This is a genomic window from Streptomyces violaceus (assembly GCF_036014075.1).
Taxonomy (GTDB): Bacteria; Actinomycetota; Actinomycetes; order Streptomycetales; family Streptomycetaceae; genus Streptomyces; species Streptomyces violaceus.
Window position 1 is genome coordinate 6,355,514 of sequence record NZ_CP107911.1, and the last position, 19,261, is coordinate 6,374,774.

At 71.8% G+C, this 19,261-nt stretch carries 19 protein-coding genes and 1 riboswitch; of the genes, 6 read left to right on the forward strand and 13 right to left on the reverse strand.

Features of this window, described 5'->3' with window-relative positions:
- Positions 1–19: 19 nt before the first annotated feature.
- From OG542_RS28615 to OG542_RS28640, 6 genes are all read right to left on the reverse strand, one after another.
- A complete protein-coding gene (locus OG542_RS28615) occupies positions 20–436 on the reverse strand; it encodes an aggregation-promoting factor C-terminal-like domain-containing protein (RefSeq protein ID WP_328414481.1) in 417 nt (138 codons plus the stop codon).
- 157 nt (positions 437–593) lie between these two features.
- Entirely contained in the window at positions 594–1,436 is an 843-nt protein-coding gene (locus OG542_RS28620) for an ECF transporter S component (protein WP_311125428.1), read from the reverse strand.
- The gene (locus OG542_RS28625; RefSeq protein ID WP_328414483.1) at positions 1,433–3,100 is read right to left on the reverse strand and encodes an ABC transporter ATP-binding protein; all 1,668 of its coding nucleotides are present in this window, start codon (positions 3,098–3,100) and stop codon (positions 1,433–1,435) included. The genes OG542_RS28620 and OG542_RS28625 overlap by 4 nt, the downstream gene beginning before the upstream one ends.
- Positions 3,097–4,221: an energy-coupling factor transporter transmembrane component T gene (locus OG542_RS28630; protein ID WP_328414485.1), complete on the reverse strand. Its 1,125-nt coding sequence runs from the start codon at positions 4,219–4,221 to the stop codon at positions 3,097–3,099. Before OG542_RS28630 ends, OG542_RS28625 begins: the two co-directional genes overlap by 4 nt.
- Positions 4,222–4,231: 10 nt before the next feature.
- Entirely contained in the window at positions 4,232–4,891 is a 660-nt protein-coding gene (locus tag OG542_RS28635) for an SCO2322 family protein (RefSeq protein ID WP_328414487.1), read from the reverse strand.
- On the reverse strand, positions 4,888–6,099 hold the full coding sequence (locus OG542_RS28640) for a prenyltransferase/squalene oxidase repeat-containing protein (RefSeq protein ID WP_328414489.1): 1,212 nt from the start codon (positions 6,097–6,099) through the stop codon (positions 4,888–4,890). Before OG542_RS28640 ends, OG542_RS28635 begins: the two co-directional genes overlap by 4 nt.
- Before the next feature lie 121 nt (positions 6,100–6,220).
- Positions 6,221–6,351: riboswitch (cobalamin riboswitch) on the reverse strand.
- 160 nt (positions 6,352–6,511) lie between these two features.
- Between OG542_RS28640 and OG542_RS28645 the strand changes: the two genes are divergently transcribed.
- Positions 6,512–7,327 carry an SAM-dependent methyltransferase gene (locus OG542_RS28645; RefSeq protein WP_193477700.1) on the forward strand — a complete coding sequence of 272 codons (816 nt, stop codon included), beginning with the start codon at positions 6,512–6,514 and terminating at the stop codon, positions 7,325–7,327.
- A gap of 29 nt (positions 7,328–7,356) precedes the next feature.
- On the opposite strand, the gene OG542_RS28650 is transcribed toward OG542_RS28645, so the two are convergent.
- The gene (locus OG542_RS28650) at positions 7,357–8,265 is read right to left on the reverse strand and encodes a helix-turn-helix domain-containing protein (protein WP_328414492.1); all 909 of its coding nucleotides are present in this window, start codon (positions 8,263–8,265) and stop codon (positions 7,357–7,359) included.
- Between the two features lie 187 nt (positions 8,266–8,452).
- Entirely contained in the window at positions 8,453–9,493 is a 1,041-nt protein-coding gene (locus OG542_RS28655) for an MBL fold metallo-hydrolase (protein WP_328414494.1), read from the reverse strand.
- Between the two features lie 106 nt (positions 9,494–9,599).
- On the opposite strand from OG542_RS28655, the gene OG542_RS28660 reads away from it, so the two are divergent.
- Both OG542_RS28660 and OG542_RS28665 read left to right on the forward strand, forming a co-directional pair.
- The gene (locus OG542_RS28660; RefSeq protein WP_328414496.1) at positions 9,600–11,051 is read left to right on the forward strand and encodes an aldehyde dehydrogenase; all 1,452 of its coding nucleotides are present in this window, start codon (positions 9,600–9,602) and stop codon (positions 11,049–11,051) included.
- Positions 11,052–11,053: 2 nt separating this feature from the next.
- The gene (locus OG542_RS28665) at positions 11,054–11,287 is read left to right on the forward strand and encodes a ferredoxin (protein WP_184592076.1); all 234 of its coding nucleotides are present in this window, start codon (positions 11,054–11,056) and stop codon (positions 11,285–11,287) included.
- A 262-nt stretch (positions 11,288–11,549) separates the two neighbouring features.
- On the opposite strand, the gene OG542_RS28670 is transcribed toward OG542_RS28665, so the two are convergent.
- On the reverse strand, positions 11,550–12,215 hold the full coding sequence (locus OG542_RS28670; protein ID WP_184592074.1) for a TetR family transcriptional regulator: 666 nt from the start codon (positions 12,213–12,215) through the stop codon (positions 11,550–11,552).
- Positions 12,216–12,421: 206 nt separating this feature from the next.
- Between OG542_RS28670 and OG542_RS28675 the strand changes: the two genes are divergently transcribed.
- From OG542_RS28675 to OG542_RS28685, 3 genes are read left to right on the forward strand one after another with little or no spacing between them, the layout of a single operon-like run.
- The gene (locus tag OG542_RS28675) at positions 12,422–13,873 is read left to right on the forward strand and encodes a glycosyltransferase family 4 protein (RefSeq protein WP_328414500.1); all 1,452 of its coding nucleotides are present in this window, start codon (positions 12,422–12,424) and stop codon (positions 13,871–13,873) included.
- Positions 13,867–14,616 (forward strand): class I SAM-dependent methyltransferase, encoded by a 750-nt coding sequence (locus OG542_RS28680; RefSeq protein ID WP_311125413.1) that lies wholly within the window; start codon positions 13,867–13,869, stop codon positions 14,614–14,616. Before OG542_RS28675 ends, OG542_RS28680 begins: the two co-directional genes overlap by 7 nt.
- A complete protein-coding gene (locus OG542_RS28685) occupies positions 14,613–15,683 on the forward strand; it encodes a prenyltransferase/squalene oxidase repeat-containing protein (protein WP_311125412.1) in 1,071 nt (356 codons plus the stop codon). The genes OG542_RS28680 and OG542_RS28685 overlap by 4 nt, the downstream gene beginning before the upstream one ends.
- A gap of 103 nt (positions 15,684–15,786) precedes the next feature.
- Here the strand turns inward: OG542_RS28685 and OG542_RS28690 are convergent, their stop codons facing one another.
- The 4 genes from OG542_RS28690 to OG542_RS28705 form a co-directional block, all read right to left on the reverse strand.
- A complete protein-coding gene (locus OG542_RS28690) occupies positions 15,787–16,080 on the reverse strand; it encodes a hypothetical protein (protein WP_003989869.1) in 294 nt (97 codons plus the stop codon).
- Positions 16,081–16,126: 46 nt separating this feature from the next.
- Positions 16,127–17,137, reverse strand: a complete 1,011-nt coding sequence (locus tag OG542_RS28695) for an LLM class F420-dependent oxidoreductase (RefSeq protein WP_328414503.1) — start codon at positions 17,135–17,137, stop codon at positions 16,127–16,129.
- A gap of 97 nt (positions 17,138–17,234) precedes the next feature.
- The gene (locus OG542_RS28700) at positions 17,235–18,092 is read right to left on the reverse strand and encodes a DUF5336 domain-containing protein (protein WP_311125410.1); all 858 of its coding nucleotides are present in this window, start codon (positions 18,090–18,092) and stop codon (positions 17,235–17,237) included.
- A 159-nt stretch (positions 18,093–18,251) separates the two neighbouring features.
- Positions 18,252–19,211 carry an N-acetylmuramoyl-L-alanine amidase gene (locus OG542_RS28705; protein ID WP_328414505.1) on the reverse strand — a complete coding sequence of 320 codons (960 nt, stop codon included), beginning with the start codon at positions 19,209–19,211 and terminating at the stop codon, positions 18,252–18,254.
- Positions 19,212–19,261: the final 50 nt, after the last annotated feature.

Sequence of the window (19,261 nt, forward strand, 5' to 3'; positions counted from 1 at the left end):
CTTGGGGGGTGGGTCCGGCTCAGTACGAGTGGTTGGACTGCCAGTGGTCCCAGGCGCCGCAGGCGCTGCCGTAGCGGTCCTTCATGTAGTCCAGACCCCACTCGATCTGGGTGGCCGCGTTGGTCTTCCAGTCCGAGCCTGCCGAGGCCATCTTGGCGCCCGGCAGGGCCTGGACCAGGCCGTAGGCGCCGCTGGAGGCGTTCCGGGCGTTCACGTCCCAGTCGCTCTCGTGCTCGACGATCTCGGAGAAGCACTGGTACTGGGCGTCGTCGCCGATCATCTTCTTCGCGACCGCCTTGGGCGAAGAGGCCTGTGTCGTCGCACCCTGGGCGGGCGCGGCGGCGATCAGGGTGCCACAGGTGGCCGCGGCCAGGGCGGTACCGGCGAGAGCGTTCTTCGGGGTGGCGGCACGGCGGAGGACGGAAGCGGCGGACACGCGTGACCTTTCGTCGTGGACGGGGCAGTCGCCCACAGAAACAGTCTTCGTGGATGCCCGCAATGCCCCCTTTTACTAGGTGTGGCCGCATGTGGGGCGACGGTCCGCCCCGTGACCGGGGGCGGTCCCTACGGCCTCGCTTCGTATGTGACCTGAGTCACGTGGGGCGCCTCACGGTCGGTGAGGTGTCGAACGTGACCGGCGTCTCGAAGGCCGCCCGGCGCGTGGCGCGGCGCAGCGCCCTGAGCACCGCCGGACCGAGGGTCAGCGTCAGGACGACCGTGACGACGGCCCGGCCCAGGTCCCAGCCGAGCGAGGTGGCCAGGCAGTACGCGAGGAAACGGGCCAGGTTGGCGGGGGCCGCCGCCTGCGGGTCGAAGGCGACGTTCGAGGCGAGCGCGCTCATGAAGGGCCAGCCCGCCATGTTCATCACCGTGCCGTAGGCGAAGGCGGCGAGGAAGCCGTAGCCGGCGAGCATCACCAGCTCCGTACGGCCGCGCAGCCGGTCCGGGCCCGGCAGCAGGCCCGCGCCCATCGCGAACCAGCCCATCGCCAGCATCTGGAACGGCAGCCACGGGCCCACCCCGCCCGTGAGCAGCGCGGACGCGAACATCGTCACCGAGCCGAGGACGAACCCGAAGCCCGGGCCGAGGACCCGGCCGCTCAGCACCATCAGGAAGAACATCGGCTCGATCCCGGCGGTACCGGCGCCGATCGGCCGCAGGGCGGCCCCCGTGGCGGCCAGCACGCCGAGCATCGCCACCGCCTTCGGGCCGAGCCCGGACTCGGAGATCGCCGCGGCCACCACCGCCACGAGCAGCACCAGCAGGCCCGCGAAGAGCCAGGGCGCGTCCTGCGCGTGGGCGCTGAGCTGCGAGGTGGGCGGTGCGAGGAAGGGCCAGGTGAAACCGACGACACCCACCGCACTGACCAGGGCCAGGGCGGCGAGGGAGCGGGGGCCCATGCGGACGGCGCGGGCCTGGCGCTGTGCACCGGTCATGAGCCGGCCCCGGGGTGGAGGGCCGCGCGGACCTCGGAGACCGTGAGCCAGTGCTGCGGGGCCAGGATCTTGGTGACCTGCGGGGCGAAGGACGGCGAGGAGACCACGACCTCCGCGGTCGGGCCGTCGGCGATCACCTCGCCCTCGGCCAGCAGCACCACGCGGTGGGCGATCTCGGCGGCCAGTTCCACGTCATGGGTCGCCAGTACGATGGCGTGTCCCTCGGCGGCCAGTTCGCGCAGCAACCCGACCAGCCGGGCCTTCGCCGCGTAGTCCAGGCCGCGGGTGGGCTCGTCCAGCAGGAGCAGTGGGGGCCGGGCGGTCAGCACGACGGCCAGGGCGAGGGCGAGGCGCTGGCCCTCCGAGAGGTCCCGGGGGTGCGTGTCGTCGGTGACGCCCGGGAGCAGCTCGGTGACCAGGGCACGGCAGGTGCCGGGCTTGGCTCCCGCGTCCTGGTCGGCCGCCGTGCACTCGGCGGCGACGGTGTCGGCGTAGAGCAGGTCGCGGGGTTCCTGGGGGACGAGGCCTACCTTGCGGACGAGGTCCTTGGGGGCTGTGCGGTGGGGTGTGGCTTCGCCGAGTCGGATGGTTCCGGAGGTGGGGGTGACCAGGCCGACGAGTGCGTTGAGGAGGGTGGATTTTCCGGCGCCGTTGCGGCCCATGAGGGCGATGGTTTCGCCGGGGGTGATGGTGAGGTTGATGTTGGTCAGGGCTTGGATGCGGGCGCGGGTTACTGAGAGCGCTTGGACTTTGCCTAGGGGGGTGGGGGGTGTGGAGTGTTGGCGGGTGCGGGTTGTTTGTGGCTTGTCGCGCAGTTCCCCGCGCCCCTTTAGGGCGATGCCCTCTTGTGCCTCAAGTCGTTGCCGTAGGTCTGTGGCCCGGCGGCGGGCGTCTCGGACCGTCAGGGGCAAGGGCGTCCAGCCCGCCAGGCGGCCCAGGGCCACCACCGGGGGGTATACCGGGGACACCGTCATCACCTCTGCCGGGGTGCCCAGGATCGGAGGCGCGCCCGGGGCCGGGAGCAGGGCGACCTGGTCGGCGTACTGGATGACGCGTTCAAGGCGGTGTTCGGCCATGAGGACCGTCGTACCGAGGTCGTGGACCAGGCGCTGGAGGACCGCCAGGACCTCCTCCGCCGCTGCCGGGTCGAGGGCGGAGGTCGGTTCGTCCAGGACGAGGACGCTCGGGTGCGGGGTGAGGACCGAGCCGATCGCGACGCGCTGCTGCTGGCCGCCGGAGAGCGTGGCGATCGGGCGGTTGCGCAGGTCGGCGAGGCCGAGGAGGTCGAGCGTCTCCTCTACGCGGCGGCGCATCACGTCCGGGGCGAGGCCCAGGGACTCCATGCCGTAGGCGAGTTCGTCCTCGACGGTGTCGGTGACGAAGTGGGCGAGCGGGTCCTGCCCCACCGTGCCGACGACGTCGGCGAGTTCGCGCGGCCTGTGCGTGCGGGTGTCGCGTCCGGCCACCGTGACCCGGCCGCGCAGGGTGCCGCCGGTGAAGTGCGGCACGAGTCCGCAGACAGCGCCCAGGACCGTGGACTTGCCGACGCCGGACGGGCCGGCCAGCAGGACGAGCTCGCCCTCCGGGACCTCGAAGTCGACGCCCTGGACGGTGGGTTCGCGGGCTCCGTCGTACGTCACGGAGACATCCTCGAAGCGGATCACGACGGCTCCTTGGGGTCGGGGGCGACGAACGCGGGCAGCAGACCGAGGAGGATCGCCGCCGCGGGCCAGACGGGGAGTGTGGGGGCCACGAGCGGCACCACGCCGGGGTGCAGGGCCGTGGGGTCACGGACGGCGGCGAGCACGAGGAGCGCGGCGACCGCCACACCGGAGGCGACGACCAGCAGGGCGCGTACGTCCCAGCGGTCCGGGCGGTACCGGGTGCGCAGTGACCGCCGGCCGCCGAGCCGGAGACCCGCGAGGGCGGCGACGAGGCCGACGAGCAGGACCGGGAAGCCGTAGGTGGCGCCCTCGGCGGTGAGTAGCCCGTACGTTCCGGCGCACACACCGAGCAGGCCGCCGAGGGTGAGGGCGGCGGTGGTACGGCGGACGGCGGCCGGGACCTGGGCGGTACGGCCGTAGCCGCGGGCGTCCATCGCGGCGGCCAGGGACACCGAGCGCTCCAACGCGCCCTCCAGGACCGGGAGACCCACCTGCAGCAGGCCCCGGACGCCCTTGTCCGGACGGCCGCGCAGACGGCGTGCGGCGCGCAGACGCTGGACGTCGGCGATGAGGTTCGGCGCGAAGGTGAGGGCGACGACGACCGCGACACCCATCTCGTACAGGGCGCCCGGGAGGGACTTGAGGAGTCGGGAGGGGTTGGCGAGGGCGTTGGCGGCGCCGACGCAGACGAGCAGGGTGGCCAGTCTCAGACCGTCGTACAACGCGAAGGTGAGGGCCTCGGCCGTGACCTCGCCGCCGAGGCGGAGGCCCTGGGCCCAGTCGGGGAGGGGCACCTCGGGGAGGGTGACGAGGGTGTGCGTGCCGGGGATGGGGGAGCCGAGGACGATCGCGAAGAGGAGCCGGATGAGCAGGACGGCGAGGGCGAGTTTGACGAAGGCGCCGTAGGAACGGGACCAGGGAGTCGGGCGGCGGCAGGTCGCCACGACGTAGGCGGAGACCGCGATGAGGAGGGAGAGGAGCAGGGGGTTGGTGGTACGGGTGGCCGCGGTGCCGAGGGAGAGGGACCAGAGCCACCAGGCGCCGGGGTGCAGGGCTGCCCGGCGCGGGCGTTGGGGGCGTGCCTGCCCCTGGCTGGGCCGGTCCACGCTGCGGAGATCCATCGAAAGGCCCCTAAGCCTGGTCACGCCGCCGTACCTGCCAGATCGCCGCCGCCCCCAGTGCCGTCACCACGGCGATGCCCGCCAGCAGGCCCAGGGACGGGCCGTTGTCGTCGGACGTGTCGTCGTCGGAAGTGTCCTTCTGCGCTGCCGGTGCCGACTCAGTCGACTTATGGGAGCTCGCCACCTGCTCTCCGCAGCCCTTCTCCGGGTACCCCGCGATCGCGCACAACAGGGCGTTCGTGTCGTAGCGCAGGGGCTTGGCCACCGTCGCGAGGGCCTCTGCCGTGGTCGCGTCGGGGGAGACCCGGGCGCAGGCCGTCCGGGCAGGGGCCGGGGTCTCGCCCTGGGGGGCGTCGGCCTTCGTGCCGGAGTCGATGACGAGAGCCACCCGCTTCTCGCCCTCCCGCGCGGGCGTCTTCGCGCAGATGGTCCCGAAGTCGGCCGTGCCGCGCGGCCGGGCCGCCTCGGAGGAGTCCTCGCTCACCGCGAAGCGGAAGCCCTGCACGTCGCCGTCCGAGGGACGGGCCATGGACGGGCCCTGGGTGGCGTAGACCCAGCGGTCGCCGTCACGGTCCCAGAACGACCAGTACCGGTAGCCGGCGGCCTGGGCCTGGCCCGCGCCCGCGCACAGCAGGAGCGAGGCCAGGAGGAGAACGGCCCGGCGGATCACGACTGCTGCCTCTTCTTGCGGCCGGTGAAGAGGAAGCCGATGCCGATACCGGCGACGAGGCAGACCCCGACGTACCACCAGACGCCGAAGAAGCCCGACTCCGAGTCGTCCTTCTCGTCGGTCGCCGAGGGCTGTTCGGGGGCCTTCGGGGCCGGGCCCGTCGCGATGAGCTGCTTCACCAGGTCCGTGCCGCCGAAGTCACGCGGGTCCGTGCCCGTCGCGTGCGCGGCGAAGATCAGCTGGGCGTAGGCGGCGGGGCCGCCCTGCTCGGCCCAGGTGGCGGAGTTCTTCTCCAGCCACCGCACGGCCTTACCGGCCTGCTCCGTGTCGCCCTGCGCGGCGAGCGCCACGACCGCGTCGGCGGTGTTGCCGTGGTCGGGCTGGGGGTCCGAGCCGGCGAGGGCGGACGTGAGGTGGTCGTCGTCCTTGGCGAGGGTCTGGGTGAGGTAGGCGGCTCCGTTGGCGGCGGCCTGCTGCGGCGTGGAGGGATCCTCCGTGCACGTGGCGTCGGACTTCTTGCCCGCCTCCACCACCATGCCCTGGCCCAGGGCGCCGAGGACACCGGCCGCCGTGGCGTCCGCGTTGGCGGTCAGCTCGCCCTTCTTGTCGGGCTGGAACGCGAAGGCGCCGTCGTCGTCCCCGCTGCAGGGGAGGGCGAGCTTCAGCAGGGCGTCGTAGGGCGACTTTCCGCCCTTCTCGACCTGGTCCGGCTTCGCACCGGCGGCGGCGAGCGCGCCGATGACGACGGAGGTGGAGTTGGCGTCGGTGGGGCCGCCGGGCGCGTAGCCCCAGCCGCCGTCCTTGTTCTGGACGGACTTCAGCCAGCCGACGGCCTTGTCGGCGACGGCGTCGTGCCCGCCGAGCGCGGCGAGGGCCTGGACGGCGGCGGCCGTCTGGTTGCTGTCCACCATGGTCTTGGCGTCGCACGCCGTGGCCGGATCGGCACGGTAGGGGGCGAACCCGCCGTCCGCGCACTGCTGCCGGACCAGCCACTCCACGGACTTGGCGGCCGGCTTCTCACCCACCGTGTCCTGGGCCAGCAGGGCGAGCGACTGGCGCCAGACGCCGTCGAACTTGGGATCCTTGTCCCCGTACAGAGCGGAGGGGAACGCCTGGGACGGCGAAGGAGACGGCGCGGCGACGGCCGGCGTGGCGGCGCCGATCACGGTGACGGCGGCCAGGACCGCGGCGCTGCGGCGGACGTTCATGATCGGCGAGTGCCTCTCCCTGTGAGGGAGCCGGGCAGCACGGGACACCCCGGCGGCTCGGCTCCGTATACCTCGACGGTGCCGTGCACCGGCGGGCGCCGGGCACGTGAGCCGGTCACGATCCGTACGGGGCGATCCGGCTCACCGCCTGCCTCGGCGGGCGGTTCACGGTTGCGGGTCAGCGCCGGAATTGCACCGGCTTCTCCCTGTACGGGTGATGACGACCCGCCTACTGTACCCGCACGTAGGAAAACGCCCGGGAGCGGTTCCCGCCCTCCGAGGACGGGCCGGGTGGAGCGCTGACCTACTGGCCTGGTGAGAAGTCGAACTGCTCCACCACGCCGAGGAGTTGATCCTGTCCGTGGGGCAAACCGGTTAACGTGAAGCTCCACGACCACACGCAGGAGCGTCCATGACTGACCAGGTGGAGAACTCCGAGCAGGAGCCGCTCTCCAAGATCGATACCTCGGTTCCGCACTCGGCCCGGATCTGGAACTACTGGCTGGGCGGGAAGGACAACTACGAAGTCGACCGTGTGGCCGGTGACGCGTTCCGCGAGATCTTCCCCGGTATCGAGACCGGGGCCCGCGCCGCCCGCTACTTCCTCGCCCGCGCCGTCCGCCATCTGGCCGCCGAAGAGGGCATCCGCCAGTTCCTGGACATCGGCACCGGGCTGCCCAACGTGGACAACACCCACCAGATCGCCCAGCGGGTGGCCCCGGAGAGCCGGATCGTCTACGTCGACAACGACCCGCTGGTGCTGGCCCACGCCCGCGCGCTGCTCACCAGCACACCGGAAGGCGTCACCAACTACGTCGACGCCGACCTGCGCAAGCCGAGCACGATCGTCCGGGAAGCCGGGAAGACGCTGGACTTCGACCAGCCCGTCGCGCTCATGCTGATGGGCATCCTCGGCCACATCGAGGACCACGACGAGGCGCGCTCGATCGTGTCGCAGCTGGTGGACGCCCTGCCTCCCGGCAGCTATCTCGTCCAGTACGACAGCACCGACACCAGTGAGGACTACGTCAGGGCCATCGGGCAGTACAACGACGGCGGCTCGATCCCGTACATCCTGCGCAGCCCCGAGCAGATCGCCCGCTACTTCGACGGTCTGGAGCTGCTGGAACCGGGCGTCACGTCCTGCTCGCGCTGGCGTCCCGACGCCGAGGCCCTGGGCCTGCCCGCCGAGGTGCACCAGTACGGCGGTGTCGCCCTCAAGCGCTGAACCTCCCCGGGAGCCCCGGGGGTCCTCGCTCAGGTCTCCTGAAGTATGCGGTGCAGGATGGTCGGAGTCTCGTCCGGTGACTCGGCTTCGACCACCAGCCGGTTCATGGCATCCCAGTAGCGCTCGATGTCGGCCGGCCGGTCGGGATAGAGCGCGGTGGTGAGCTGCTCGAGGTAGACCACGTCGGGCAACTGGCCGCCGGGCAGCCGCAGGATGGTGACCGGACCGCCCTCCGCGGCATGCCCGCCGGAGAGGAACGGCAGGATCTGGACGGTGACCTGCGGCAGCCGGCAGATCTCGATGAGATGTCTGAGCTGGGCGCGCATCACGGCCGGCCCGCCCACCGGGCGCCGCAGCGCCGCCTCGTCGATCACGGCCCAGAGCTGGGCCGTGCCCGGCTGCCGGTGCAGGATCCGCTGCCGGGTCATCCGCAACGCCACCCGGCGGTCGACCTCGCGTGCGCCGGCGTCGACGTGGGTGAGCTGGACGGCGGCACGCGCGTAGTCGGGGGTCTGGAGCAGCTCGGGAACGCGCTGTATCTGGAAGCAGCGGATGACGCTCGCCGCCTGTTCCGCACCGAGGTAGGACTGCGTCCAGGAGGGCACCACGTCGCTGTAGTACTGCCACCAGGCGTGGGTGTTGGCCTGTTCGGCCAGCGCCAGCAACGTGGCGCGTTCGGCCTCGTCCGTGACGCCGTAGAACGTGAGCAGGTCGGCGACGTCCCGCAGTTTGAACCCGTGGCGGCCGGCCTCCATGCGGCTGATCTTGGAGGGGGAGGCGCGGATGACATGACCCGCCTCCGCCCTGCCGATGCCGCGCGCGTCCCGCAGCCTGCGCAGCCGGGCCCCCAGCGCCAGCCGAGGCACCATGGGCCCGGCCGACCTCCCGTCCAGGACTCCGCTGAAGGGCGACGTTCGAGCGGCCTCTTCGGTGCCCATGGGCATGTCTCCTTGCGGTGGTACGCAGCACCGCACGCGTGGGGGCGTCACGGCTCGTTCATCCTAGAGGCCCTGCCCTGACCCCATCCGGCTTATGCCGAAGGCGAGTTCGGCCGCGGAGTGGGACCGCCGCAGAGTGCCCGGCCCGGACAGCCGTGTACGCCACCTACGCGGCCATGTACGCCACCTACACAGCCACGTACGTCACCGGTTCGCTCCCCGGCACCGCCTCCGCCCGGCCCAGCTTGACCAGGCGGCGCAGATGGGCCTCGGCCTCCGAGACCGCGATGTTCCGGGAGCCGTACGGGATCTGCTCCCAGGGGCGGTTCCACTCCATGCGTTCGGCGAGCTGCCAGGGCGTGAGCGGCTCGGCGAGGAGAGCCCGCAGGGCGGTGAGGCGGGCCTCGTGGTGGGTGAGCAGCTCGCGCACACGGGCGGCGGCGTCCGGGAACGGGTGCTGGTGGGCCGGCAGCACCTCAGCGGGGGTGAGGCGGCCGACGCGTTCGAGGCTGTCGAGGTAGTCGCCGAGGGGGTCGGTGACGGTGGCGTCGTCCGGATCCTCGTAGAGGCCGATGTGCGGGGTGATCCCGGGCAGCAGGTGGTCGCCGGAGAACAGGCGGCCGTGGCCCGGGAGTCGGGTGGGGTGGGTCTCCTCCAGGTGGAGGCAGACGTGGCCGGGCGTGTGCCCCGGGGTCCAGATCGCGCGCAGGCGGCGCCCCGCGAGGTCGAGGAGTTCGCCCGGGACGATGTCGCGGTCGGGCAGGGCGGGGGAGAGGCCGGGCAGGGCGCGGGGCCGGGGTGTACGCAGCGGGGCGACGTGCTCCTCGGGCGCTCCGGCGGCGGTGAGCTTGGCGGTCATGTACGAGAACCAGCGCTCGGGCCGGGCCTGACGGGTCCGTCGTACGACCGCGGTGTCCGCCGCGTGCATCGCGATCCAGGCGCCCGACGCCTCGCGGACCCGGCCGGACAGGCCGTGGTGGTCCGGGTGGTGGTGGGTGATGACCACGCCGTGGATCTCGGCCACCGAGGTGCCGCACGCCGTGAGGCCGTCCGTGAGGGTGTCCCAGGACTCCGGGTCGTCCCAGCCGGTGTCGATGAGGACCGGCCCCCGGTCGGTGTCGACGACGTACACGAGGGTGTGGCCGAGGGGGTTGTCCGGGATGGGGACCCGGAGGGAGCGGACGCCTCCGCCGTGGTCGTGCACGGGCCCGTTCTGGCTGCTCTTCATCTGTCCTCCGCCCGCACGCCCCACGGCCATTGCCCACTATAACTAGAACTGGTATCAGTTCTGAAATACCGTCAGGAACGGGCCCCGTCCCCGGGAGGCATGCGCCATGACCGAACTCGTGGAACACGGACAGCTGTTCATCGGCGGGGAGTTGACCGACCCCCTGGGCGAGGACGTCATCGAGGTGGTCTCACCGCACACGGAAGAGGTCATCGGACGCGTCCCGCACGCCTCGGCCGCGGATGTGGACCGGGCGGTGGGGGTGGCGCGGCGGGCTTTCGACGAGGGGCCCTGGCCGCGCATGAGCCTCGACGAGCGGATCGAGGTCGTGAGCCGGATCAAGGACGGGATCGTCGCCCGGCACGAGGAGATCGCCCGCGTGATCTCCGGCCAGAACGGCTCGCCGTACTCCTGGAGCGTCCTCGCCCAGGCCTTCGGCGCGGTGATGGTCTGGGACTCGGCGATCACCGTCGCGCGGAACTTCACCTACGAGGAGCGCCGGGACGGCGTGCTCGGCCGCATCCTCGTGCGGCGCGAGCCCGTCGGGGTCGTCGCGGCCGTCGCCCCCTGGAACGTCCCGCAGTTCGTCGCCGCCGCCAAGCTCGCCCCCGCCCTGCTCACCGGCTGCACGGTCGTGCTCAAGCCGTCGCCCGAGTCGCCGCTGGACGCGTATCTGCTCGGCGAGATCGCCCGGGAGGCCGGGCTGCCCGAGGGCGTGCTGTCGATCTTGCCCGCCGACCGGGAGGTGAGCGAGTACCTGGTCGGGCACCCCGGCGTCGACAAGGTGTCCTTCACCGGGTCGGTCGCGGCCGGGAAGCGTGTGATGGAGGTGGCCGCCCGCAACCTCACCCGTGTGACGCTCGAACTGGGCGGCAAGTCGGCGGCCGTCGTCCTGCCCGACGCGGACGTCGAGACGGCCGTGGCGGGCATCGCCCCCGCGGCCTGGATGAACAACGGCCAGGCCTGCGTCGCCCAGACCCGCATCCTGCTCCCGCGCTCCCGCTACGACGAGTTCGCCGACGCCCTCGCCGCGGCGGCCGGCGCGCTCGTGGTCGGCGATCCGCTCGACCCCGCCACCCAGGTGGGCCCGCTCGTGGCCAGGCGGCAGCAGCAGCGCAACCTCGACTACATCCGCATCGGGCAGGAGGAAGGCGCCAAGATCCTGACCGGCGGCGGCCGCCCGGCCGGCCTGGACCGCGGCTGGTACGTCGAGCCCACCCTCTTCGGCGACGTCGACAACTCGATGCGCATCGCCCGGGAGGAGATCTTCGGCCCGGTCATCTGCCTGCTGCCCTACGACGACGAGGCCGACGCCGTGAAGATCGCCAACGACTCCGACTACGGACTGAGCGGCAGCGTCTGGACCGCGGACGTCGAGCACGGCATCGAGATCGCCCGGCAGGTCCGCACGGGCACGTACTCGGTCAACACCTTCAGCCTGGACATGCTGGGCCCCTTCGGCGGCTACAAGAACTCGGGCCTGGGGCGGGAGTTCGGGCCCGAGGGGTACGGGGAGTACCTGGAGCACAAGATGATCCATCTCCCGGCGGAAGCGTAGCGATGGGCGACCGCTGGCACGTCGAGGTCGACCGCTCCCTGTGCATCGGCAGTGCCCAGTGCGTTCACCACGCCCCGGACGGCTTCCGCCTGGACCCGGCCCGCCAGTCCCATCCGGTCGCCCCGGACACGGACGCGAACGAGCGCGTACTGGAGGCGGCGGAGAGCTGTCCGGTGGAGGCGATCGTGATCACGCTGGGGGGTGGCGGCGAGGCGGTGTTCCCGCCGGAGGAATAGTGCCCGAAAAATAGTGTTTCCGGGGGGTTCATTCCCGGCCGAATGTTCTATTCTGGAAGTCGGCCTACGAGGCGAGTGAGGGAGTCCGACCGGAGTAGCCGACGGTGGCAGGAAGCCGGAAGTCTCGGTTTCCGCCGGTGCCGACTGCGACGGTAGGGCTGAGAGGCCGGAAGGACGCAAGGCCGAAAGGCCGGGCGACCGGAAGGCGACCCCCAGCACCTGATCCGGACCATGCCGGCGAAGGGAACCCGTCTCGTAGGTCCTACTTCTGCCCGTCCGGCTTCTGCCCCTCCGGTTTCGTCAGGGCGATCAGCCGGCACACCGTCTCGATGTCGATCCGCACCTGGGCGATGGAGGCCCGGCCCGACAGCCAGGTGATCAGCGCCGAGTGCCAGGTGTGCTCGATGACCCGCACCGCCGAGAGCTGCTCCGGGGTCGGGTCCTCAAGCCCCATCGCGTCCAGGATGATCGCCGTCGTCTGCCGGGAGACCTGGTCGACCTCCGGGCTCACGCTGCGGTCGGCGAAGGTGAGGGCGCGGACCATCGCGTCGGCCAGATGCGGTTCGCGCTGCAGGGCGCGGAAGGCCCGCATCAGCGTCTCCGCGACCCGCTCGGCCGCCGACTCGCCCTGCGGTGGCTTCTTCCGCAGCGTGCCGTGCATGTGCTCCAGCTGGTCCTGCATCGTGGCGACCAGCAGATGGATCTTGGAGGGGAAATAGCGGTAGAGGGTGCCGAGCGCCACCTGTGAGGACTCCGCGACCTCGCGCATCTGCACGGCGTCGAAACCGCCCCGGCTGGCCAGTTGCGCGCTCGCGTGCAGGATGCGGCGACGGCGGGCCTCCTGTCGCTCCGTGAGGGGAGGGGAGGCGGGGGCTGCGGCTCTGGCTTCCACCTTGGCCACTGTGTTCACCTTGGCTTCCGCGGGCATGGGTCCCGTTCCGTGACGGTCCGTGAGGGTAAGTGATCAGACAGCATGGCACGGCACCGGCCGTGGCGTGAATCACCTGATCCACTGGTCACAGCGCCCCTACCTGCCGGTAGATTCAGAGCCTCCGAACGATCAAGTCTGAAACTTGTTCTAGATTAGCGTCCCGGCGTAATCTCGCGGGACAGTGCAGGGAGAAGGGGGCCAGAGTGACCGCTGAGGCCAGGGAGGCCGGGCCCTCGGAGGACCCCGCCGCCGACGGCTTGCGACCGCTCCACATCGCGCTCCTCACCTATAAAGGGAACCCGTTCTGCGGCGGCCAGGGCGTCTACGTCCGGCACCTCTCGCGCGAACTGTCCCGCCTCGGCCACCGTGTCGAGGTCATCGGTGCCCAGCCCTACCCCGTCCTCGACGAGGGCTACGACGGCCAGAGCCTCACCGAGCTGCCCAGCCTCGACCTCTACCGCCAGCCGGATCCTTTCCGCACGCCCGGGCGCGACGAGTACCGCGACTGGATCGACGCGCTCGAAGTGGCGACCATGTGGACCGGCGGCTTCCCCGAGCCCCTGACCTTCTCGCTGCGCGCCCGCCGCCATCTGCGGGCCCGCCGCGGCGAGTTCGACGTCGTCCACGACAACCAGACGCTCGGGTACGGGCTGCTGGGAGACGTGGGCGCGCCCCTGGTGACCACGATCCACCACCCCATCACCGTCGACCGGCAGTTGGAGCTGGACGCGGCGGACGGCTGGAAGCGGCGCTTGTCGGTGCGCCGCTGGTACGCCTTCACGCGCATGCAGAAGCGCGTCGCCCGCCGGCTCCCCTCCGTGCTCACCGTCTCCGGCACGTCCCGCCAGGAGATCGTCGACCACCTCGGTGTACGCCAGGACCGGATCCACGTGGTCCACATCGGCGCCGACACCGACCTGTTCTCGCCCGATCCCTCGGTGCCGGTCGTGCCGGGCCGGATCGTGACGACGTCCAGCGCGGACGTGCCGCTGAAGGGCCTGGTCCATCTGGTCGAGGCGCTCGCCAAGGTGCGCACGGAGCAGCCCGGCGCGCACCTCGTCGTCGTCGGCAAGCGGCCCACGGAGGGGCCCGTCGCCCAGGCGATGGAGCGGTACGGCCTCGCCGGCGCCGTCGACTTCGTCAAGGGCATCTCCGACGCGGAACTCGTCGACCTGGTGCGCTCGGCGCAGGTCGCCTGCGTGCCGTCGCTGTACGAGGGCTTCTCCCTGCCGGCCGCCGAGGCCATGGCGACGGGCACGCCCCTGCTCGCCACGACCGGTGGCGCCATACCCGAGGTCGCGGGCCGTGACGGGGAGACATGCCTGGCGGTGCCCCCGGGGGACGCGGGCGCGCTGGCCGCCGGTCTGAGCCGGCTGCTGGACGACGCCGAACTGCGGGCACGGCTCGGCGCGGCCGGGCGCGAACGCGTGCTGCGGCACTTCACCTGGGCCAGGGCCGCGGAAGGAACGGTGGCCAGGTACCGCGAGGCGATCGCCAGGTCCGAGGGCGCCGCCACGGGCCGCTCCACGGCGGGCGACGGCCGCTCCGCGGCCTCGACAGGCGCTGAGCCCGCGGCTGTCACGGGTGCTGTGTCCGCAGCCGCGGCCCCCACAGATGTAGAAGGCGTCAACTCCGAAAGCAGGGCCACGTGCTGACCGTCGACTTCTCCCGGTTCCCGCTCGCCCCGGGCGACCGCGTCCTGGACCTCGGATGCGGTGCCGGCCGGCACGCGTTCGAGTGCTACCGGCGTGGCGCACAGGTCGTGGCGCTGGACCAGAACGGCGAGGAGATCCGCGAGGTCGCCAAGTGGTTCGCGGCGATGAAGGAGGCCGGCGAGGCGCCCGAGGGCGCCACCGCGACGGCCATGGAGGGCGACGCCCTGGCGCTGCCCTTCCCCGACGAGTCCTTCGACGTCGTCATCATCTCCGAGGTGATGGAGCACATCCCGGACGACAAGGGCGTCCTCGCGGAGATGGTGCGGGTGCTCAAGCCCGGCGGGCGCATAGCCATCACGGTCCCGCGGTACGGCCCCGAGAAGGTCTGCTGGACCCTGTCCGACGCCTACCACGAGGTCGAGGGCGGCCACATCCGCATCTACAAGGCCGACGAACTCCTGGCGAGAATCCGCGAGGCCGGCCTCAAGCCCTACGGCACCCACCACGCCCACGCGCTGCACTCGCCCTACTGGTGGCTGAAGTGCGCGTTCGGCGTCGACAACGACAAGGCGCTGCCGGTGCGGGCGTACCACAAGCTCCTCGTCTGGGACATCATGAAGAAACCGCTGGCCACCCGGGTCGCCGAGCAGGCGCTGAACCCGCTGATCGGCAAGAGCTTCGTGGCGTACGCGACCAAGCCGCACCTGCCGCGTCTCTCCGCCACCGGGGCGGACGCCCAGTGACCACTCCCCGGACGGAACATCTGGTCCTGCCCGGGGTCCTCACCGCAGGGCAGGCCGCCGCGACCGTCGCCGGCATCCTCGCCGTGCAGCGCGAGGACGGTGCGATCCCGTGGTTCCGTGGGCACCACCTCGACCCGTGGGACCACGTCGAGGCGGCCATGGCCCTCGACACCGCCGGCGAGCACGAGGCCGCCGAGCGGGCCTACCTGTGGCTGGCCCGGCACCAGAACGAGGACGGCTCCTGGTACGCGGCCTACGCCGACGGGGAGTTCGGCGACGTCACCGACCGGGGCCGCGAGACCAACTTCGTCGCCTACATCGCCGTGGGCGTCTGGCACCACTACCTCTCCACCGGCGACGACACGTTCCTGGAGCGGATGTGGCCGGCGGTCTACGCGGCGGTGGAGTTCGTGCTGCGCCTGCAGCAGCCGGGCGGCCAGATCGGCTGGCGGCGCGACGACGACGGCACGGACACGGCGGACGCCCTGCTGACGGGCAGCTCCTCGATCCACCACGCGCTGCGCTGCGCGCTGGCCATCGCCGAGCAGCGGGAAGAGGCACAGCCGGACTGGGAGCTGGCGGCGGGTGCGCTGCGGCATGCGATACGGCGGCATCCGGAGCGGTTCCTCGACAAGAACCGGTACTCGATGGACTGGTACTACCCGGTGCTGGGCGGTGCGCTGACCGGGGCCGAGGCCAAGGCCCGTATCGAGGAGGACTGGGAACGGTTCGTGGTGCCCGGGCTCGGGGTGCGGTGCGTCGTGCCCAACCCGTGGGTGACGGGTGGGGAGTCGGCCGAACTCGCCCTCGCGCTCTGGGCGATGGGCGAGTCCGACCGGGCGTTGGAGGTGCTGCAGTCGATCCAGCATCTGCGGGATGCGGAGAGCGGACTGTACTGGACGGGGTATGTCTTCGAGGATGACGCGATCTGGCCGCGGGAGCTGACCACGTGGACGGCCGGGTCGTTGTTGCTGGCCGTGGCCGCGCTGGGTGGGCATGAGGCCACGTGCCAGGTGTTCGGTGGGGATGAGTTGCCCAGTGGGCTGGACTCGGACTGCTGCGCCTAGGAACTCGGGGCGTTCGGCGGTTTTGCGGGCGCGGGTTGTGTGTGGCTTGTCGCGCCCACGCGGCGGAGCCGCATGTCGACACAGCCCCGCGCCCCCGAAAAAGTCAGTGACGGTGGGCCCTGTTGGCTATCGCGTGGCCCACGAACAGGTAGACGACCGCTGCCAAGCCGTAGCCGCAGACCACTCGGGCCCAGGCCTCGTCGAAGGTGAAGAGGTCGTGGGACCAGCCGGCGAGCCAGCGGGCCGCGTCGTGGATGAACTGGACGAAGCTGTTCGCCTGGTTGGCGTCCAGCAGGTACATCAGGATCCACAGACCCAGGATGAGAGCCATGATGTCGGCCACGACCGCGACGATCGTGCCGGCCTGATTCGCACCGTTGCGATATCGAGGGGACATGTCCTTCGGGTTGCCCTTGAACTCTGGATGAAACCCGGGGATTCGCTCAGGCGTTCAACTCGGCGAGTACGCGCAGCGTGTGGCGGTCGGGGCTGAGCACCAGCAGGTCCGTCACCGGCCCCTTGCGCCACGACTCCAGTCGCTCCGCGATCCGTTCGCGCGGGCCGACCAGGGAGATCTCGTCGGCGAAGGCGTCCGGGACGGCGCGGACGGCCTCCTCGCGGCGACCAGAGAGGAACAACTCCTGGATGCGGCGGGCGTCTTCCGCGTAGCCCATGCGGGCCATCAGGTCGGCGTGGAAGTTGCGGGCCGCGTGTCCCATGCCGCCGATGTAGAAGCCGAGCATCATCTTGACGGGCAGCAGGCCCTCGGCGACGTCGTCGCAGACCCGGGCCTGGGCCATCGGCGCGACCAGGAACCCTTCGGGCAGGTCGGCCAGGGCCGGGCCGTAGACCTCCGGCCGGGTCGGCGACCAGTACAGCGGCAGCCAGCCGTCGGCGATCCGGGCCGTCTGGGCGACGTTCTTCGGCCCCTCCGCCCCGAGCAGGATCGGCAGGTCCGGGCGGAGCGGATGCGTGATCGGCTTGAGGGGCTTGCCCAGGCCCGTGGCGTCCGGGCCCTGGTACGGGTGGGAGTGGAAGCGTCCGGACAGTTCGACCGGGGCCTCGCGGCGGAGCACCTGCCGTACGACGCCGACGTACTCGCGGGTGGCGGTGAGCGGCGACGCGGGGAACGGGCGGCCGTACCAGCCCTCCACCACCTGCGGGCCGGACAGTCCGAGGCCCAGCATCATGCGGCCGCCGGAGAGGTGGTCCAGCGTCAGCGCGTGCATCGCGGTCGTGGTCGCGGAGCGGGCCGCCATCTGGGCAACCGCCGTGCCCAGGCGGATCGTCGAGGTGTGCGCCGCGATCCAGGTGAGCGGTGTGAACGCGTCCGAGCCCCAGGACTCCGCCGTCCACACGGAGTCGTAGCCCAGCCGTTCGGCCTCCCGCGCGAGCGGCACGTGGTCGGGGGAGGGGCCCCGGCCCCAGTAGCCGAGTGCGAGACCGAGCCGCATACCTGCCTCCTGACGGTACGTCAGCTAACTGGGGCGACGACTGTACGGCAACGGCCCCCCGCCCGGAAGGGCGAGGGGCCGTGAAGGAGGCGTGGGCTCAGCCGCGCTGGATGCCCGACGTGTCCTGGAGGACACCGCGGCGGCCGTCCTGCGTCTGCGCGACCAGGGCCGGGCCGCGCTGCTCGACGGCCAGGTACCAGGTGCCCGGCGCGAGTTCGGCGATCGGCGTCGGCGAACCGTCCTCGGCGAACAGCGGGCGCGGCACCGGCACCGCGAACCAGAACGGCGAGAAGTCCCCGGCCGGGGCCTGCGGCGCCTGCGCCTGCTGCGGCTGGGGCTGACCGCCGAACGGCTGCCCCTGCTGGGGCTGTCCGGGCTGACCCGGCTGCCCGGGCTGCGGGTGACCGTAGCCGCCGGGCTGCTGGGCGCCCGGGTAGCCGTAGCCACCGGGGGGCTGGGCGCCGTAGGGCTGCGGGGCGGCCGGGCGGGGTGCCGGGAGGAGGGCGCCCTTGAGGACCGGGACGAGGGGGGTGGCGACGGCGGCTGCGGCCATGAGCAGCGTGGCGACGAGGGCGAGGATCAGGCCGATGCCGGGGCTCGGGGCGCCATCGCTCGCGTTGTCACCGATGTTGTCGAAGCCACCCGGCACGTCGACGATGTTGCCGAGCGCGCTCCACGCGGCGAACACCGTGAAAGCGGCGCCGAACTGGCCGAGGTCGATGCCCGCGACCTTCGGGGCCTGCGGCAGGCCCCGGGCGACGACGACGAGCGCGGCACCGATGACTCCGGCCAGCACGACGCTGAACACGACCGGGCCGCTGCCCCACAGCATGGGGAGGTCGACGCTGTCGGGGACATTGTCGAACGAGTAGAGGTCGAGGAACGACGCGATGAACAGCAACACCGCTGCTCCGATCACCACGCCGTCGCCTCGAGTGAGGGAGCGGATATTCACTTCAGGTCCTTCGTAGGTCGTCTCATCGTCGGTAGAGGCGTCGCTGTCACCATGTCGGCTTCCGGACTCGGTGTGAAAGCGCGGGGGTGGCCCCTCATCGTAAGGAGGACCCTATCGTCCGGCCTATCAGGGTGTCCGCCGGGATCAGCCGGTCCGGAACTACCCGCGCAGGAAACTCACGATTCCCTCAGAGATCCCTTGCGCCGCCTTCTGTCGCCATGCGCCGCTGGTGAGCAACGCCGCGTCCTTGCTATCGCGCATGTTGCCGCACTCGATGAACACCTTCGGAACCGTTGACAGATTGAGACCGCCCAGGTCCTTACGCGTGACGAGGCCGGAGCCGTCGCCGATGTAGTTGGACGGCGCGCTGCCGGTGACGGCCACGAAGCGGCCCGCGACGCGCTCGCCGAGATCGCGGGAGGGGGCGACGATCGCGCGGGTGTCGGCGGAGCCCGCGTGGACCGCGCCGGGCAGGATCACATGGAAGCCGCGGTTGCCGGCGCCCGAGCCGTCCGCGTGGATCGAGACCACGGCGTCGGCCTTCGCCTCGTTGCCGATCCGGGCCCGCTCGTCGACGCACGGGCCGTACGGCCGGTCGCCGTCCTGCGTCAGCTTCACCGTGGCGCCCTGCTCTTCGAGGAGCGTGCGCATCCGGTGCGCGACGTCCAGGGTGAACTTGGCCTCGGTGTAACCGTCGTTGCTGGACGTACCCGTGGTGTCGCACTCCTTCCAGTTCGTCCCGATGTTCACCTTGCGGTTGATCTCGGACGGGTGCTGGAAGTTGTCCGGGTTGTGCCCGGGGTCGATGACGACGACCTTGCCCTTGAGCGGGCCGGAGGCGGCGGGCGCGGAGGTCGAGGACGCGGTGGGCGTGGGGCCGGCGCCCGGCTTCTTGCCGTCGTCGGTGGCGTCGTCGGCGGACGGGCTCGACGCGGCGGGCGGGGAGGACCGTACGGTCGCCTGATCCGAGCCGCCTCCGTCCCCCGAGCCGCCCACGGTCGCGTACACCAGCCAGCCGAGCAGTGCCCCCGGCACCAGCGCGGCGAGCGCGACGGTCAGGGGGCCGCGGCGGGAGCGGCGGGGCTGGGGAGGTTCGAAGTCAGGGCCTACGTACGACACGTCAGCCACCCTAGCGGCCGTCCCGGGGCGGCAGCGGGCCGAGGACGGCC